13 protein-coding genes are annotated in these 17,026 nt (G+C 46.3%); 6 read left to right on the top strand and 7 right to left on the bottom strand.

What is annotated here, in order from left to right:
- Window positions 1-96: 96 nt before the first annotated feature.
- Complete coding sequence (gene lacZ / locus AC5ZC7_RS17545; protein WP_496157609.1) at window positions 97-3,255, top strand: beta-galactosidase, LacZ type; 3,159 nt, start codon at window positions 97-99, stop codon at window positions 3,253-3,255.
- A gap of 113 nt (window positions 3,256-3,368) precedes the next feature.
- Here lacZ and AC5ZC7_RS17540 read toward each other — a convergent pair whose 3' ends face one another.
- Window positions 3,369-3,953 (bottom strand): pentapeptide repeat-containing protein, encoded by a 585-nt coding sequence (locus AC5ZC7_RS17540; protein ID WP_496157610.1) that lies wholly within the window; start codon window positions 3,951-3,953, stop codon window positions 3,369-3,371.
- 56 nt (window positions 3,954-4,009) lie between these two features.
- On the opposite strand from AC5ZC7_RS17540, the gene dinB reads away from it, so the two are divergent.
- Complete coding sequence (dinB, locus tag AC5ZC7_RS17535) at window positions 4,010-5,170, top strand: DNA polymerase IV (RefSeq protein ID WP_496157611.1); 1,161 nt, start codon at window positions 4,010-4,012, stop codon at window positions 5,168-5,170.
- Window positions 5,171-5,518: 348 nt separating this feature from the next.
- On the opposite strand, the gene AC5ZC7_RS17530 is transcribed toward dinB, so the two are convergent.
- The 5 genes from AC5ZC7_RS17530 to AC5ZC7_RS17510 form a co-directional block, all read right to left on the bottom strand.
- A complete protein-coding gene (locus AC5ZC7_RS17530; protein WP_496157612.1) occupies window positions 5,519-5,926 on the bottom strand; it encodes a contact-dependent growth inhibition system immunity protein in 408 nt (135 codons plus the stop codon).
- A 471-nt stretch (window positions 5,927-6,397) separates the two neighbouring features.
- Entirely contained in the window at window positions 6,398-6,709 is a 312-nt protein-coding gene (locus tag AC5ZC7_RS17525; RefSeq protein ID WP_496157613.1) for a hypothetical protein, read from the bottom strand.
- A 94-nt stretch (window positions 6,710-6,803) separates the two neighbouring features.
- Window positions 6,804-7,703 (bottom strand): FAD-dependent oxidoreductase, encoded by a 900-nt coding sequence (locus AC5ZC7_RS17520; RefSeq protein ID WP_496157614.1) that lies wholly within the window; start codon window positions 7,701-7,703, stop codon window positions 6,804-6,806.
- An 83-nt stretch (window positions 7,704-7,786) separates the two neighbouring features.
- Complete coding sequence (locus tag AC5ZC7_RS17515) at window positions 7,787-8,623, bottom strand: ankyrin repeat domain-containing protein (RefSeq protein WP_496157615.1); 837 nt, start codon at window positions 8,621-8,623, stop codon at window positions 7,787-7,789.
- Between the two features lie 380 nt (window positions 8,624-9,003).
- On the bottom strand, window positions 9,004-10,764 hold the full coding sequence (locus AC5ZC7_RS17510; protein WP_496157616.1) for an ATP-binding cassette domain-containing protein: 1,761 nt from the start codon (window positions 10,762-10,764) through the stop codon (window positions 9,004-9,006).
- A gap of 120 nt (window positions 10,765-10,884) precedes the next feature.
- Between AC5ZC7_RS17510 and AC5ZC7_RS17505 the strand changes: the two genes are divergently transcribed.
- On the top strand, window positions 10,885-11,403 hold the full coding sequence (locus tag AC5ZC7_RS17505) for a DUF4251 domain-containing protein (protein WP_496157617.1): 519 nt from the start codon (window positions 10,885-10,887) through the stop codon (window positions 11,401-11,403).
- Window positions 11,404-11,536: 133 nt separating this feature from the next.
- Here AC5ZC7_RS17505 and AC5ZC7_RS17500 read toward each other — a convergent pair whose 3' ends face one another.
- On the bottom strand, window positions 11,537-12,001 hold the full coding sequence (locus AC5ZC7_RS17500) for a GNAT family N-acetyltransferase (protein WP_496157618.1): 465 nt from the start codon (window positions 11,999-12,001) through the stop codon (window positions 11,537-11,539).
- A 54-nt stretch (window positions 12,002-12,055) separates the two neighbouring features.
- Between AC5ZC7_RS17500 and AC5ZC7_RS17495 the strand changes: the two genes are divergently transcribed.
- The 3 genes from AC5ZC7_RS17495 (at window position 12,056) to AC5ZC7_RS17485 (ending at window position 16,979) form a co-directional block, all read left to right on the top strand.
- Entirely contained in the window at window positions 12,056-12,679 is a 624-nt protein-coding gene (locus tag AC5ZC7_RS17495) for an HAD family hydrolase (RefSeq protein ID WP_496157619.1), read from the top strand.
- Window positions 12,680-13,154: 475 nt separating this feature from the next.
- Window positions 13,155-15,014, top strand: coding sequence for a 3-keto-alpha-glucoside-1,2-lyase-like domain-containing protein (locus AC5ZC7_RS17490; protein ID WP_496157620.1), 1,860 nt, complete (start codon window positions 13,155-13,157; stop codon window positions 15,012-15,014).
- Between the two features lie 21 nt (window positions 15,015-15,035).
- Window positions 15,036-16,979, top strand: coding sequence for a hypothetical protein (locus AC5ZC7_RS17485; protein WP_496157621.1), 1,944 nt, complete (start codon window positions 15,036-15,038; stop codon window positions 16,977-16,979).
- Window positions 16,980-17,026: the final 47 nt, after the last annotated feature.

The raw sequence follows: 17,026 nt of genomic DNA, 5'->3' as shown, positions 1-17,026 counted from the left end.
TCCGGTGCCTGCCGTATTTATATCGCTCATCAAATTTATCGGGCAGGTTTAAAAAAATAATCCTTTCTTTATACGTTACTGAACGTATACTGAACAATGAAAGAGAGACTACTATTGGTAGCGCTGACCGCTTTATCTATAAACGGTTGGGCGCAACAGTTACCTGCTGAATTACAAACACCGGAAGTGGTATCGGTCAACAGGATGCCGATGCGGGCCACCGCGTTTGCCTACGAAAATCCGACCCTGGCGCAGCAACAGGAAAAAGAAAAATCCGCTTGCTTCCTGTCGCTCAACGGCTCCTGGAAATTCAATTGGGTACAGGATCCGCGGAAACGCCCCCTGGACTTCTATAAGCCTGATTTCAATGATGCCGCCTGGGATAATTTTAAAGTGCCGGCCAACTGGGAAGTGAATGGATATGGATTGCCCATTTATGTAAATCAACCCTACGAATTTGCCGGCCGTACCAAAACAGGTGAAGACCTGCATGCTCCTTTTGATATTCCGGAAGATAATAACCCGGTAGGCTCCTACCGCAAAAAAATCAATATCCCACAGCACTGGGATGGCAAGCAGGTGTTCATCCACCTGGGTGCTGTGAAATCCGCCTTTTTCATCTGGGTAAATGGCCAACAGGTAGGCTATAGTGAAGACAGTAAACTGGCGGCAGAATTTGATATCACCAAATATGTGAAACCCGGTGAAAACCTGGTGGCCCTGCAGGTATACCGCTGGAGCGATGGCTCTTACCTGGAATGCCAGGATATGTGGCGCATTTCCGGTATCGAAAGAGGCGTATACCTGTACGCTACTCCGAAAATAGATGTACGGGATTTTAAGATCACATCTACCTTAGATAAATCCTACACCAACGGTATTTTTAAAATAGATATGGAGGTAGATAATTACCGTATCGATAAAAATACCAACCATAGCAAACCAGATACCTTCACTGTAGCCATAGACCTTCGGGATGCCACCGGGAAAAGCGTGTATAGCGAAGAAACCCGCAGCGTACAGAAAGTACTGGGCAACTATAAATCCACCGTTTCTTTCAGTAAAGAAATACCAGCCGTACAAACCTGGTCGGCAGAAATTCCTTACCTGTATACCCTGTACATTACCCTGAAGGATAAAACAGGACAGGTGCTGGAAGTCATTCCGCAGCGGGTTGGCTTCCGCTCCATCGAAATTAAAGACCGTAATTTCCTCGTGAATGGTAAACGCGTATTCCTGAAAGGGGTGAATCGTCACGAACACAATGCCACACAGGGCCATACCCTTACCAAAGAGGATATGCGCAAGGACATGGAAATGATGAAACAGCTGAATGTAAATGCAGTGCGTCATTCTCATTACCCGCCAGATCCTTACTGGATGCAACTTTGCGACGAATACGGCTTATACGTTATTGATGAAGCCAATATAGAATCGCATGGCCGCTACTACGATCTTGCCTATACGTTTGCCAACGACAAGCAATGGCGTGTTCCCCACCTGGAACGGATACAGCGCATGTATGAAAGAGATAAAAACCATGCCTCGGTAATTACCTGGTCGTTAGGAAACGAAGCTGGTAATGGTTGCAATTTCTATGAAGGATACGACTGGCTGAAAGCAAAAGACAGTACCCGTCCGGTGCAGTATGAACGCGCCGAACACGACTATAACACCGATATCATTGTACCGCAATATCCATCACCGGGTTCCCTCGTAAAGTATTCCCAGCGCAATCCTGATCGCCCGATGATCATGAGCGAATACGCCCATATCATGGGAAACAGCTTAGGTAACTTCCAGGAATACTGGACGGCCATAGAAAACAATCCTTATTTACAGGGCGGCTTCATCTGGGAATGGATAGACCAGGGCATCGATACCGTAAAGAATGGTAAACGTATTCTCGCCTATGGTGGCGACTTCCCGCTGAGTGGTCCGGTAAATGAAGATTTCAGTGATAACAATTTCTGCGTAAAAGGCGTGGTAACGGCTCATCGCGGCCTTACGCCGATGGCGGTGGAAGTGAAGAAAGTGTACCAGCATATCAGCACTACTTTTAACGGAGCTGCGGGTATTGCCATCCGCAATGGTTATTTCTTCCGGGATTTATCCAACTACCGTTTAGTATGGGAAATACTGGAAGATGGGAAACCGGTAGAACGTGGCATTGTCAACGATCTTAAAGCAGGACCACAGCAAACCATTAACATGGAGCTGCCGGTAAAAACAACAATAAAAGCTGGCCGGGAATATTTTCTCACCCTACACTACCAGCTGAAGGAGAAGGAACCATTTATTCCCGCCGGCTATGAAATAGCCGCATCGCAGTTTGTATGGCGTCCAACCCTAAAGCCAGCAGTAGTAGCACCTAAGTCGGCAGCACTCACTGCAACGGAAACACCTGGTGCATTGCAAATAGCAGGAAGTGGCTTTGCCCTCGTTTTTGATATGAGCAAAGGTGCATTAATGCGTTATCTCCTGCAAGGGGAGGCCATGCTGGAGGGGAATCTGCAGCCATCGTTCTGGCGTGCACCCACCGATAATGATATTGGTGCCAACTTTAATCACACCCTGCGTAAATGGCGCAATGCTGCAGAAGAAGGCAAATTACTCAGCGCCAACCTGCAGAAAGAGGCCAACGAGTATATTGTGACGATTAAAAAAGAATTGCTGGAAGGCGACGCTACCATCACCCAAACCTTTCATATATATGGTGATGGCGCGGTAAAAGTGGAAAATCAACTGAACGTTATCAAAGGAAAATATCCGCTGCTGCTGCGTGTGGGTAATGATCTGCTGCTCAATAAACAACTCAGCCGGATCAGCTACTATGGCCGCGGTCCATGGGAAAACTATTGGGATAGAAAAACCGCTTCTTTCGTAGGTCTTTATCAGCAATCGGTCGATAGCCAATATTTCCCTTATGCCCGTCCACAGGAAAGCGGCAATAAGTCGGATGTTCGCTGGGTGAACATGACCAATAAGAAAGGTAAAGGATTGCGGTTTGAATATATCGATCAATTACTCAATTTTTCCGCTTTACCTTATAGTATCGACGACCTGGATCCGGAAGCAGATAAAAAGCAATATCACTCCGGTGAACTGGTGCCGCGTAATACCGTGTATATGCACGTAGATATGCAGCAGTCCGGTGTACAGGGAATTGATAGTTGGGGTTCTATGCCGTTGAAGGAGTATAGGATACCGTATGCGGATCAGTTTTATAGTTATTGGATAAAGCCGTTGAAGTAAACAGTGTAAATTTTAAATAGAAAACCCGGCAAATTTTGCCGGGTTTTCTATTTGTTTTATTGAATGAATTTGAGAATGTTATCATCGAAACGTTTCTTTAAGAAAGCCTATTGCTACTCCACAATCTCCACACCCAATCCATCCAGCAATGCCAGCGCATCCGGCAAACTAAACTTCGCTTTTCTTATTTTATTTTCCTGTACATTAATCGCATACCGGTGTGCGCCTACAAAATTTGCCTGGGTTAAATCAGTTCCTATGAACCGTGCTGCTGCAAGATCAGTTCCGGTAAAGTTGGCCTGCATTAAGTTGCAGTCGGAAAAGTCCACTTCATCTGCCTGGCAATGTATAAACACCGCTTTCTTCAGGTTTTTACCTGCAAATGTTCCGTAGCTGATGCGGCAGTGTTGGAACGTTGCGGTGAGCGGATCGCGGGCGTTGGTCCAGGCCACGCCGATGGCTTTGGAGTGCAGCAATGTTACCTTGCTGAAGGCTGTTTTTTTGAACTGAATCAGGGAAAGATCACAATCTTCAAAGGTGCAATTTTCGAAGGTGCAGTCCGCCAAAATACATTCCTTCAGACTGCATTTGTAGAACTTGCATTCATAGAATTCTTTGCCGGAAATGGTAGTGCTGTCCCATACCATGTTTTCGAATGATTGATGTTCGTATGAGTATTCCTGATCGTTGTTGTTCACGGGTAGAAAATTAGGGTTTAAAGATAAGGTATTTGCGTCTTTAGCGGTATTGCCGCATGTCTTTTCGTTGTATCTTTGGGTGGCTTCCGGGTGTAGAAATGGAGAAAGACGTACACAGCATACAACGAAAAATTATTCATATTGATATGGACGCTTTTTATGCGTCTGTAGAGCAACGCGATAACCCTGTTTATCGCGGCAAAGCTATTGCAGTGGGTGGTTCTCCGGAAGGAAGGGGCGGGGTAGTGGCCACAGCCAGTTACGAAGCCCGCAAATTTGGGGTCCGTTCTGCGATGCCGTCCAAGCGGGCATTGCAGCTTTGCCCTGAACTGATATTTGTGCGTCCCCGTTTTGATGCGTACAAAGAAGTTTCCCGCCACATCCGCGAAATATTTGCGCGTTATACTGATCTGATAGAACCTTTATCTCTTGATGAAGCTTACCTGGATGTTACCAACGACAAACAAAACATTGGCTCTGCCATTGAAATTGCAAAACTGATCAAACAGGCGATCCGGGATGAGTTGCAGCTCACCGCATCTGCAGGTGTATCTGTCAATAAGTTTGTGGCTAAAATTGCGTCCGATCTTAATAAACCGGATGGACTCACCTTTATTGGTCCGTCTTCGATTGAAACGTTCATGGAAAAGCTGGCGGTGGAAAAATTCCATGGCGTGGGAAAAGTAACCGCCGACAAAATGAAACGGATGGGACTCTTTACTGGTGCTGATCTTAAAAAGTTATCGGAACAAGACCTGAAGCATCATTTCGGCAAAGTAGGTAGTTTTTACTATCGTATTGTACGTGGGCAAGACGACCGGGAAGTGCAACCACACCGGGAAACAAAATCGCTGGGTGCAGAAGACACCTTCCCTTATGATCTCACCACGATTGAAGACATGGAAGCAGAGCTGATCAAAATTGGTAAAACGGTATACGACCGGCTGCAGCGTTATCAGCTCAAAGGGCGAACCATTACGCTGAAGATCAAGTACAGTGATTTTAAGCAGATCACACGCAATCAATCCTTTCCATTTCCGGTAGGAGATTTCGATACCATTGTCGAAACCGCCAAACAGTTATTAGCGGCTTCTGAACTGGAAAACAAACGTATACGGCTACTCGGTATTACGTTGTCAAATTTCCATGAAACGTCGGTGCCGGAAGGGAAGCCACTTTCGGCGACGCAGTTGTCGTTGTTTGATTTCGGAGAATAGCGTCGACCTGAATGGTGCGATACAGCACATAGTATCCCCATATTTACCAGTACTGCGGTAAGTACATTAGCAAAGCCATGTTGTTGTATTGGAAGAACCCTCTCGTTTACGCGTATTACCTGTCCGTCTCCGTTGTTATACAAAGCACAAGCCATGGCCTGTTATTTACCGATACACTACCGGTAAATTCATTAGCAATGCTATACAGTCTCCGAATAGCCTCCGGAGGCGGATGAAATAATTGACGCAACGTCCTTGCCTGCGATGTGAATCATTGGTCGCAGGTAGTGGGTCTTAATGTAAATTGGAATGAAGCAGTTCGCCTAAACGGCGTTACCTGTAACGTTATTACGCTTCTGCCTTCTTACGCCAGAATTCAGGTAAGTCGATTTCAGTTTCTATTTCTTCACTTCTGTCCTGCATCATATCGACGAGGTTTTGGTGAAGATCCGGGTGTTCTACCCAATAGGTGGAAGGTACGTCCAGTACAATCTTCAACAGGTCTCCAGGATACATACCGGCGGTTACCAGTACATCATTTTTTAATATCTCTAAAGCTAATGGTACCAGGTAAGTAGGATTAAAGGATTGTCCAATTAATGTCCGCAATTCACTGGCGGATAATTTTGCTACAGGTACCTTCACTAAAGCAAGAGATTTCTGAGTTATTCCTGAATCTTGATCTGTGGCCGTTCCCCAGGTCTTATTCTCCAACTGCTCCAAAGATTTATATCTCCAGATATCTTTCTTATTCATAAAAATGTGTCTCTCTTTTCGTGCTAATAAAATAGTTAATTATGAAAGTGATTTCAACGCGCAATCTTTCTTTTGATGGTGATCATCTGTCAGAGTCCTGCGGAGTTTGTGCAGGTGTTGCGATAGCCAGTCAGCGCCGGCGGTTATAAGAAACCAGGATCAACAGCTATAAATATAATAAATATTGTTGACGCGGAAATTTTATTTTCCACCTTTAACATTTCCTATAGCCCTGCTTTTGGGTTAATTAGTGTTAACCAGGCCATGGTATTGCCTTACGAAAGAGGGCGGGCGTTCCTGTTTTTTTTTAACGTTATCATTATCCACTGCATTTTTTATTACCAGGAAAGAAAAAGGGCCAGCCCGTACCACGACCCTGAGGAAGAACATACAGCTTGTTAAAGGAGCCGTACAACAAAAAAAGGTGTAACAGCCAGCTGTTACACCTTTTCGTATAATCGTATGCGTTAGTTATGCCGTTTTCTGATACTTTGGCAACACCAACAACTTTACAATGCTGTGTGCGGCGCCGGATAGTGCAAACGCAATCAGGAGGAGCAAGGCGGCCTTTCCAGGGGTATCAAATACATCGATAACACTGGATACCGATTTGCCGGCAAACATAATGGCAATCAGGCAGGCCAGTGCGCCTGTAATCCATAGGGTAATGTGCGACCATAAATATTTTTGTTTCTGAAAACCTGTCTTTCCAAAAGAGGTAAACAGCAGGAAAACGTGGGCCAGGAAAAATAGAGCGGCCAGAGTTGTAAGGGTTGTGAGCATTCTGGTTAATTTAGGTAATGGCAAAATAGTCTGTTTAACTAAAGTATCAAAACCTTTTCACATATACAAGTACCGGTCACTATATCTCTCCGGATTAGAAAGTAGCCAGTATCAGTTCCCTGTTCATGGCCGCTCCCGCCATATTACCCGCCGCTACGGCCGCTGCCACCGAACGCATCGGGGAGGTGGCATCCCCCGCCGCATATACACCTGGAATATTGGTCGCATGAAAATGATCTACCGCCAGATGCCCCATTTCTGTTAAGTTACAACCCAGTGCCTCCGGAACAGGACAGTGTTGCCGGAAAGGCGGGCGACTATACACCGCCTGCAGCGGATAGGTACCGTCGTCTTCCAGCAACAGGTGTTTTACTTGTCCATTTTCAGCAACGATGGCACTTATTGTCTGCTCATTGACGGAAATTCCGCGTTGGGCTAATTTCGCTGTTTGTTCTTCGGATAATTGGGATCTGCCGTTAGTAAATACGGTTAACTGTTGGGTCCAGTTGCTGATCAACCGGGCAAAGTCAAATGCGGTGTCGCCGTTGGCCAGGATACCGGTAGGCACCTGTTTCACTTCATAGCCATGGCAATAAGGGCAATGTAATACCGAGATGCCCCAGCATTCCGCAAAGCCCGTGATGGCAGGCATCTCATCTTTCACCCCCGTCGCAAAAAGCAGGAGGCGGGCCTGGAAGGTTTCGCCGGCCACCGTGCGCAACGCGAAGCCATCGGCATTTTTTGCTGCGCTGACCGCCAGACCGTTTTTAAAATGTACCGTAGGATATTGGGCTACCTGCGCTTTGGCTTTGGCCGCAATATCGGCTGGCGTAGCGCCATCCTGTGTAAGAAAGTTATGAGAGTGCGGTGTTTGTTGATTGCAGGGCGCGCCACTGTCCAATACCAGCACGTTTCTGAGTGAGCGGCCCAATGCCATGGCTGCAGATAGCCCGGCATAGCTGCCCCCCGTAATAATGACGTCGTATGATTGCATGTCCGTTTGTATAAGTCAGCAGCAAAGATAACAATTTGCAACAAAGTTGCATTTATTTCTCAGGAAAAAATAAATGTGCGGTTTTAGGGGCTATCGTCCGCACCGGCGCGGATGTTGGAAATATGCTCGGCTATCAGGTGAAGCCGGTAATAGTACTTCTCAAAAATATCGTCATACATCCGGTGCCTGTTTTCCAGGAAGGCATTCATCGCCTCATGAATAAATTCCTCCAATGTATGGTGCTCACTTACTTTGATTACACATTCAAACACGGGTTCCATGCTGGTGGCAAACTTTGCTTTCACCTGTATATCGGCCATACAGGTGATCATATCTTTATACAGGTTAGGCGCTTTGGCAAAGGGGACATAATGAATAGCGGTAAATCCATCTTCGTCATACACATATTTATCTACTTCTTCTGACAACAGGTATTGTACTACCTCGCGGTTGTTATTATGCCTGGTGGCCAATAGCAAAGGGGTATCCAGGCTGGCCAGTACAAAATTAAAATGAATGTTATGCTCAATGAGCAGCAACAACATATCTGTAATCGCCATGAGGCGATTATGCTTAAAAATATACGCAATGGCAAAAAGATAATCCGGATTATCTACGATCAGGCGGGCGCCTTTTTTCATGGCGTATTGCACGGCCTGTGGCTTGTTAGCCCCTACTGCACAAAAGATAATAGGAATAATACCCTCTTTCTTGTAATGTATATCTGCTCCCCCTTCTTCAATTAACAGTTCTGCTGCTTCAAAAAATATTTCCTGGTTTTCGAGTAAATCACAAAGTAATTCAGAACGCTCATCCCTGGTAAGAGAAGATAGATTGTACCCAAGCCCGGTGATAATTTCATCTGGCTCCTGGCTGATTTTCACTTTGCGCTTCAGGTCGTACAGTGAAATTTTTTGCATATGGTTGTCATAGTGTCTGTCTAATAGCTCCTGGGAGAGAACCTTTTCATAGGATGAAAATATAGGGAGACAATTGCTGATACTCAGGTCGTTAAAATGTTATATCCACCCAAGGATAATAGCTATCCTTTTCCTAAAAATCAATTTGTCTGATAATGGTCTGCCATCAAAGGTAATAATTTTTAATATATGAGTGGTCCATTCTTAAGTAACAGTATACTTTGCATGATAAAAAAAACACAACAGCGGTATTCCTCATTTGTTTTTAATTAACCAGGATGGGGTAGTAGTCTGGAATACCGTTGGCTATTCTGCCACACTGAAGCAGGAGATAGAGGAAAAAGTGGCGCCAATACTACATAAGCCATGACGCACACCATTTAGTTACTCTCCTGGTGTCTCCACAATTCCTGGAATGCCGGACTATGTTCACGTAGATAAGCGAAAGTTCCTTCTGCTACAATATTACCCTGGTGCAATACATAAATGTAATCGAACTGGGGTAACAGGTGTAACCGGTGCATAGCAGAAATCACTGCTTTATCTGCAAATGCCTGGAACATTTTATCATAGATCATCGCTTCGGTTTTAGGATCTACACTGCTGGTAGGCTCATCGAGGAGTATTACCTGGCTGTCGCGGGCCGCCAGGATGCCCCGTGCCAATGCCAGCCGCTGTTTTTGTCCACCGGAAAGATTCACGCCCTTTTCCCGGATATCGGCTGCCAGCCCCTGGGGTAACTGCTCCACCACTTCTGAAAAATGTGCGCTCTCACATACGGCCAGTACTTCTTCGGAAGAGAAGGGGAGGCCCAGGGTAATGTTATATTCGATTGTATTTTCAAAAATCTCAGGTTCCTGCGGAAACAGTGTTACGCTTTCATTCAGGGAGGCTAACGGTAACGGCTCTCCGTCGAGCTTCAGGGCCGTAGTGGCCGATGGTTCGTATAGTCCCCGCAATATGGCCAGCAGGGTGCTTTTTCCGCTGCCGCTGGCGCCTATCAGTGCTATCTTCTTCCCCTTTTCTATCAGGAGGTCGAGGTGATGTAAACTGTGAGGTGCATTCACTTCTTCGCTGTCGGCCACATGTGAAAAGCTGAGTTGCCGAATGGTAATTTGCTGCCAGTGTTCCGGTAACTCCGGCGCGGTATCTGGCCGGTGATGCGCCGTATAGGCGTCACTGATATTAGACGCCGTTTCTACAGCGGTATTGAACTGTACCACATCAGTATACTGCCAGGCGGCGTCCTGGAATACGCTGGTGAACTGGTTTACATAGCCCAACAGCATCACCAGACCCGCTACCTGGAATACTTCTCCCGGTACCCAATGTTGTAAAGTATAACCCAGGGCAATCACACAGTAAATCAGGGTAATCACCATTTCGGCCACAAACCATTTCCATTCATTGATCAGGGTATTTTTCCGGAACGGGGGCCATATACGCTGTACTTTTGCCAGCAGCCCGTTTTCCATGCTTTTTTCCAATCGCAGGGTGATCACCGTCATGATATTGGACAAGCTGTCAAACAACGTGGCAGATACCACATGTTCCCGCTCATTCATTTCATTCAGCGTTTTGATAAAAGGCCGGTCAAAGCGAAGCAACAACCACATACATAATACGCCCATAACGATACCAATACTACCATACAGAGGAGAGAAGTATAACATGGCAACCACGGAGAATAGCAGCTTGCAAAGGGCATGCAGGTACATAAATCCGCGCTCAAAGAATTCTTTGAGCGATTCATACGCCTTCCTGATCCGGTTGATCACCGAACCGCTATGATTGTCCTGGTGCCATTTGACAGGTAAATGAAGGGCCTGGTGATACCGCTCCTGCAGGAAGTTACGGCTCAGGTTAAAGGCTAGTTGCCGTTCCATGATCCTGGCAGGACCATGAAGACACCATTCCCCGAACTTGATGGCGAAGTATCCACCTACATAAAGCAGTGTATACCGGAGCAGGTGAGCAGTATCCTGTTGTGCTTTGCCAATGAACCACCCAAACAGCATGGGTGTTAGCGAGAAGACAATATTCGCCAGGAAAAATAAAGTATATACCAGCAGGTATTTTTTACGCTGATGCCGGGCATATTTCCAGGCAGTTTTCAGTAGAGAAATATAAGGGTTAGGCATGGTTCCGGTTTAATCATCTCTTAAAATTAAGTTATTTAACAGGAAGCCAGGCAAACAAATAATAATGGACGGCTGTTATGGTACGATATTCGCACATCCTCATACGTTAAATCTTACTATATGAAAAGGTTCTTTATTTTAAAAACATGCCTGCTTTTTGCGCTGGCCCTTACCGTTACTACCAGCCTTTTTGCGCAGGAAACCAAAGCGCAGAAAAAAGCCGAAAAAATAGCGCAGATTAAATCACTTATTGATGCGCAAAACTATGTATTCGTGGCACAGAATGCCTTCCCGATGGGTGGCCGCATGCGGAATATCACGCCGGATTATAACCTGACTGTTTCCGCCGATTCCGTTGTCAGCTACCTGCCGTTTTTTGGACGGGCATATACCGCTGATTACGGCGCCACCAAATCGCCACTGGATTTCAAAACCAAATCCTTCGATTACACAGTGAAGGCTGGGAAAAAGGATGGATGGAACATTACCATCAAGCCTAAAGACAATAAATCCGTGCAGTCCATGAATTTAACGGTTTCCAGCGAAGGTTATGCGTCTCTGCAGGTAACCAGCAATGATAGATCCGCCATGAGCTTCAACGGATATGTGACAGAGCGGAAAGTGAAGAAAAGTAAATAATTGAGCAGAAAGCGAAAAGCAAAAAGCTATTAAAGCGATTGACATAAGCGGATAAATACTTTAAATACTCGCTTATGTCAATCGCTTTAATAGCTTTTTGCTTTCTGCTTTTCGCTTTCTGCTTTCTGCTCCATCAAATAGTCTTTACCATTTCATAGTTCTCCAGCCCTACATCCCCCAATTGCACCTCCTGTTTTTTCACTACCCGGAATCCTTGTTTTTCGAAAAATGGTTTTGCCGTGATACTCACGTAAGACGTGAGCTTAGATAGTTTCAATGCCGCCGCCTGATCATAGATTTGCTGTATGAGTAGTGTAGCCACACCTTGTCCCTGGAAGTCTTTGTGTACAAACATCATATCCAGTTCCCCATCAGGTTCCAGGGAGGCAAAGCCCGTGATCATATCGTCTGCCGTGATGGCTACATAAAAATATTGTTCTTTAATTTTTTTTTCGAGAGAAGTAATTCTTTCGCCCCTGGCTGCCCAGGCGCTGATTTGTGCCGGGTTATAGTGCCGGCTGTTAATGTGCGTAATGGTGCCCTGGTACAGGTTTTTTAATGCCGGAATATCAGTAAGGGTTGCCTGGCGTATTTGCATGATGATGTTTTAATGCAAGGATAGCGTTATTTTAGTGACCTGATAAATTTTTTCATGATGGATAACCATACAAAAATTACCACCTTATTCCTGGATATCGGTGGGGTATTGCTCACCAATGGCTGGGACAGGGCTGCCCGCAAGCTGGCTATTCAAACTTATGGTTTGGATGCTGTAGAAATGGAAGAAAGGCACCACCTTACTTTCGATACCTACGAAGAAGGCAAACTGACCCTGGATGAATACCTGAACCGGGTGGTATTTTATGAAGACCGCTCCTTTACACGACAGGAGTTCCGTGATTTCATGTTCGCGCAAAGTGCGCCTTACCCGGAAATGCTGGAACTGGTAACAAAACTGAAAGCAAAGTATAAACTGAAAATTGCGATCGTTAATAATGAAGGCCGGGAGTTGAATGAGCACCGGATCAAGCATTTTAATATCAGCAGCTTCGTTGACTTTTATATTTCTTCCTGCTTTGTGCATTTCCGCAAGCCCGATGCTGATATATATAAGATCGCCCTGGACATTGCGCAGGTACGGCCGGAAGAAGTGGTGTACCTGGAAGACCGGTCCATGTTTGTAGACGTGGCCAATGGATTGGGCATTAATGGCATTTGCCATGCCAACTATGAAAGCACCGTAAAACAACTGGCTACTTTCGGACTTGTCTTGTAAAAGCAGAATTGTAGCGGATTTTGTCTTTGTACAGGATTAGACTGATTATGCTGATTATTTTTTTGAGATTTTAAAAGATGATGGGAGATGAAAGCAGGTATACTTGCCTTCATCTCCCATCTTTCTTAAATCCCCCAAAAAAATCAGTATAATCAGTCTAATCCTGTACAAAGACAAAATCCGCTTCCATCATCCGCCACTCTTTTTAAATAAAATTAAAAACCACACCAGCTTCTCTCCGTCCTCCCTTATTTACCGTTGGTGTAATTTTTTGACCCTTGCTACCAACTTTGTTACAATTAATTTCTATTTTGTTGGCTCGTTTGAAAATTAGCATAGTTCCACGTTTTAGCGTAGTTGAGAATTTAAATTTCATTAACATTTGGGATAACAGATATAAAGAAACTGATGCACATGGCTGAAAAGCTAAATGCATTTAGCAATCAATGTAAACTTTTTAAAAAAATCCAGATCTATGCTTAGATGGAACAAGTTCCGTCCAAAGTTGAAACAGTTAAGTGTGTACGACCGGAGAACTTTGGTATTGATTTTAAGTATTGGCAGTTGTCAGCAGATGATGGCCCAAAACAAATTGCCATTAACAGATTTATCTGCATTTGCACAACCTGCCGCCAACTGGCGTATAGCCGGCGGCGTGAAAGCAGACCTGCAACAGAACAATGTACTGCAAACCACTGCAGGTACAGGTATCCTGGTAAACTTACCAGAAAAGAATGCCCACGGAAAAGACCTCTTCAGCTCATTACAACATGGTGACCTGGACCTGGAACTCGACTACCTCATGGCTAAAGGTTCCAATTCCGGGATTTATCTGCAGGGACGATATGAAATTCAGCTACTCGACAGCTGGGGCACTATCAGCCCAAGCGCCGCCGACAATGGCGGTATCTATCAACGCTGGGACGACAGTAAACCATCGGGCCAGCAAGGCTATGATGGGCATGCTCCCCGTCAGAATGTAAGTCGCGCTCCCGGCTTATGGCAGCACATGAAAATTGCCTTCCAGGCACCCCGCTTCGATGCCGCCGGCAACAAAATTGCCGATGCTGTTATCTTAAAGCTGGAACTGAATGGCGTTACCATCCAGGAAAACGTGGTACTGTCCGGCCCCACCCGCGGCGCCATGGAGAATAATGAAGTTGCTTCCGGACCGCTCCGCATACAAGGCGATCATGGTACCGTGGCCTTCAGAAACATCGTCATCAACAACTACAGCGCTCCCAAACCAACGTTACAGGACGTGAAATACAGCGTATATAAAGGCCAGTTCGATAAACAACCGGACTTTGCTACGCTGAAACCTATTGCTACCGGCACCGCCGCGCAATTGACCCCGAATGTTACCGGCCTGCCGGACAACGAATTCCTGGTGCGTTATACGGCTACACTGTCCGTAAAAGCAGCAGGTACCTATCATTTCAACCTGCATACTTCCGGCGGCCCGGGTATGCTGAAAATAAACAACCAGGCGGTGATCAACCCACGTGGATGGGATGGCAACGGTCAAATTGAACTCGCTGCCGGCAACTACCCGGTAGAAGTACTGTATGCTAAAAATACCGACTGGGCAAAAGCTTCCCTCACCTTAGCCGTGAAAGAAGCCAATATCCGCGAATTCGTTATCAGTGATGTGAACGTTCCTGCCGATGATCCTACCGATCCAATCCTGGTAACTGCCAACGAAAACACCGTACTGCGCAGCTTTATGGATGTTCGTGGCGGAAAACGCGTAGTACATGCGATTTCTGTAGGCAGCCCCACTAAAGTGCATTACACTTATGATATGGATAACGGCTTACCGATGCAGGTATGGCGCGGCGAATTCCTCAATACCACCCCCATGTGGCACGACCGCGGCGACGGTTCTTCCCGCCCAATGGGTACCGTACAGGTGCTGACCAACCAGCCGGCCCTGGCCATCGCAAAACTGGCTAACAAAGACGCTGCCTGGACTACAGATACCGCCGGCACCAGCTTCCGTCCAACCGGCTATGCACTGGATGAATCCGGAAAACCTACTTTCCATTACAACGTATACGGTACTGCCGTTACAGACGATATCAGTGTGCTGCCGGAAAACCAGGGGATTCATCGTACCGTTACGGTGCAACAACCTGCCGCAGATCTTTATCTCCGTATAGCCGTTGGAGATAGTATAGAGCAGTTGTCTCCGGGCCTGTATGTGATCGGTGATAAATCTTATTATGTGAAGATGGACGATGCCAAAGCAACTCCTATCATCCGCAACCAGAACGGACGTGCAGAACTGATTATGCCGGTACAGGCCAAAACAGGCTACGCGGTTATCTTCTAAGCAGCAATACTAATGACTATTATGAAACTGAATTATAAAAGAATTACAGCAGGAATAGCCGCCGGTATGTTCCTGATGACCACCGCTATCACTTCTGTAAAGGCACAGGAATCTCCCAAGGAAGAGGACTTTTTCCGCATTGCGCGCATCAGTTCACCCGAAGGAACCCTGCTGGAAGTAGGTGGTTTATGCACCCTCCCGAACGGGGACCTGGGCGTAGCTACCCGCCGCGGTGACATCTTTATTGTAGAGAATCCTACCAGCAACAAACCTTACTTCAGGAAAGTAGCTTCCGGACTGCATGAAGTACTGGGGCTGGCTTATAAAAATGGTTCCCTCTACTGCGCACAACGCGGTGAACTAACCAAAATGACCGACACCAACATGGACGGTAAAATGGACCTGTTCGAAACCGTATATGCCTGGCCGTTATCCGGTCACTATCATGAATACAGCTTTGGCCCCGTACTGGGCACAGATGGCTCTTTCTTCGTATCCGGCAACGTAGCCTTCGGTGATGAAGAATGGTGGCGCGGTGAAAGCCGTGTTCCCTGGAGAGGATGGATGATGCACATTACTGAAGATGGTAAAATGGAACCATGGGCTACCGGTTTCCGCTCTCCCTGCGGCCTCGGTATGATCGACGGAGAACTGTTCTATACAGAGAACCAGGGCGACTGGATGGGATCCGGTGGACTCACCCACGTGAAGAAAGGTAGCTTTGTTGGTCACCCTGCAGGCTTACGCTGGACCGGCCTGCCTAATTCTCCGGTGAAACTGACCACCGAAGAATTATACGCTAAAGTAGATCCACGCTTCCGCAGAGATGCCAATGGCAACGCGATCAAACCAGAGAACGTGGAAAACGAAAAATTTGTGACACTGTTCGACATGAAGAAATACTTCCCTGAAGTACAGCTGCCTGCTGTATGGCTGCCTCATGGCGTATTGGGTATTTCTAACTCACAGATCACTACTATTCCGGAAGGCAGCTTTGGACCATTCGCCAAACAAGTACTGATCGGCGATCAGGGACAAAGTAAAATCATGCGTGTATTCCTGGAAAAAGTAAAAGGAGAATACCAGGGTGCTGCCTGGGATTTCAGAAGCGGCTTCCAGTCGGGCGTACTGCGCCTCGCCTGGGGTAAAGATGGTTCCCTCTTTGTAGGTGAAACCAACCGTGGATGGGGTTCTGCCGGTGATGCCAACCAGGGCCTGCAACGCCTCGTTTGGAACAACCGCGTGCCTTTTGAAATGAGAACTGTAAGCGCTATGCCCGATGGTTTTGAAATTACCTTCACCCAGCCGGTAGATAAAAAGTATGCAGAAGATATCGCGTCTTACAATGTAGAAAGCTTCATCTATAAATACCATCCTGTTTACGGTAGCCCTACCGTGAATACAGAAAAACTGAACATCAAAGGTGTACAGGTATCTCCTGATGGTATGAAAGTACGCCTGGTAATAGACGGCCTGCGTCAGTACTATATCCACAAACTGAGTCTGAATGGCATCCGTACTACGGAACGTTCTTATTCACTGGTACATCCGGATGTATACTACACGCTGAACAACATTCCTGATGGCGACAAGCTCCCGGTATCTGCACTGAGCACTAAAAACTCTGCTGCCAAACCGGCTACCACAGCTACGAAAGTAGCGGATGCGAAAGCAGCATCTACTGCAGCCGTAGCAGCTACTACCAAGGCACTGACCTATGAGCAGGTAAAACCTTTGCTGAACAAATACACTTGTTCTTCCTGCCACAACCCCGACAAAAAACAGGTTGGTCCGGGCTTTAAAGATGTTGCCAAGAGAAACTACTCTGTAGCAAAAATATTAGCGCTGATCAAAAATCCTAAACCGGAAAACTGGCCTGGCTATGCAACGCCAATGCCGCCTTTCCCGCAGGTGCCGCAAGCTGATGCAGTGAAGATTGCGACGTGGATTAATTCACTTAAATAAGTAAATAGGCTTTTAGCGATTAGCTTTTAGCTTTTAGAAAAAATGCA

The organism is Chitinophaga sp. 9-1-y, assembly GCF_059511905.2.
The sequence above is the reverse complement of the archived record's forward strand: the minus strand, read 5'-3'. Positions and strand labels throughout refer to the sequence as shown.

What these genes read in the sequence shown, in the direction of transcription:
- lacZ (WP_496157609.1), top strand. Translation starts at nt 97, where the DNA reads ATGAAAGAGAGACTACTATTGGTAGCGCTGACCGCTTTATCTATAAAC.
- dinB (WP_496157611.1), top strand. Translation starts at nt 4,010, where the DNA reads ATGTCTTTTCGTTGTATCTTTGGGTGGCTTCCGGGTGTAGAAATGGAG.
- AC5ZC7_RS17530 (WP_496157612.1), bottom strand. Translation starts at nt 5,926, where the DNA reads ATGAATAAGAAAGATATCTGGAGATATAAATCTTTGGAGCAGTTGGAG.
- AC5ZC7_RS17525 (WP_496157613.1), bottom strand. Translation starts at nt 6,709, where the DNA reads ATGCTCACAACCCTTACAACTCTGGCCGCTCTATTTTTCCTGGCCCAC.
- AC5ZC7_RS17520 (WP_496157614.1), bottom strand. Translation starts at nt 7,703, where the DNA reads ATGCAATCATACGACGTCATTATTACGGGGGGCAGCTATGCCGGGCTA.
- AC5ZC7_RS17515 (WP_496157615.1), bottom strand. Translation starts at nt 8,623, where the DNA reads ATGCAAAAAATTTCACTGTACGACCTGAAGCGCAAAGTGAAAATCAGC.
- AC5ZC7_RS17510 (WP_496157616.1), bottom strand. Translation starts at nt 10,764, where the DNA reads ATGCCTAACCCTTATATTTCTCTACTGAAAACTGCCTGGAAATATGCC.
- AC5ZC7_RS17505 (WP_496157617.1), top strand. Translation starts at nt 10,885, where the DNA reads ATGAAAAGGTTCTTTATTTTAAAAACATGCCTGCTTTTTGCGCTGGCC.
- AC5ZC7_RS17500 (WP_496157618.1), bottom strand. Translation starts at nt 12,001, where the DNA reads ATGCAAATACGCCAGGCAACCCTTACTGATATTCCGGCATTAAAAAAC.
- AC5ZC7_RS17495 (WP_496157619.1), top strand. Translation starts at nt 12,056, where the DNA reads ATGATGGATAACCATACAAAAATTACCACCTTATTCCTGGATATCGGT.
- AC5ZC7_RS17490 (WP_496157620.1), top strand. Translation starts at nt 13,155, where the DNA reads ATGCTTAGATGGAACAAGTTCCGTCCAAAGTTGAAACAGTTAAGTGTG.
- AC5ZC7_RS17485 (WP_496157621.1), top strand. Translation starts at nt 15,036, where the DNA reads ATGAAACTGAATTATAAAAGAATTACAGCAGGAATAGCCGCCGGTATG.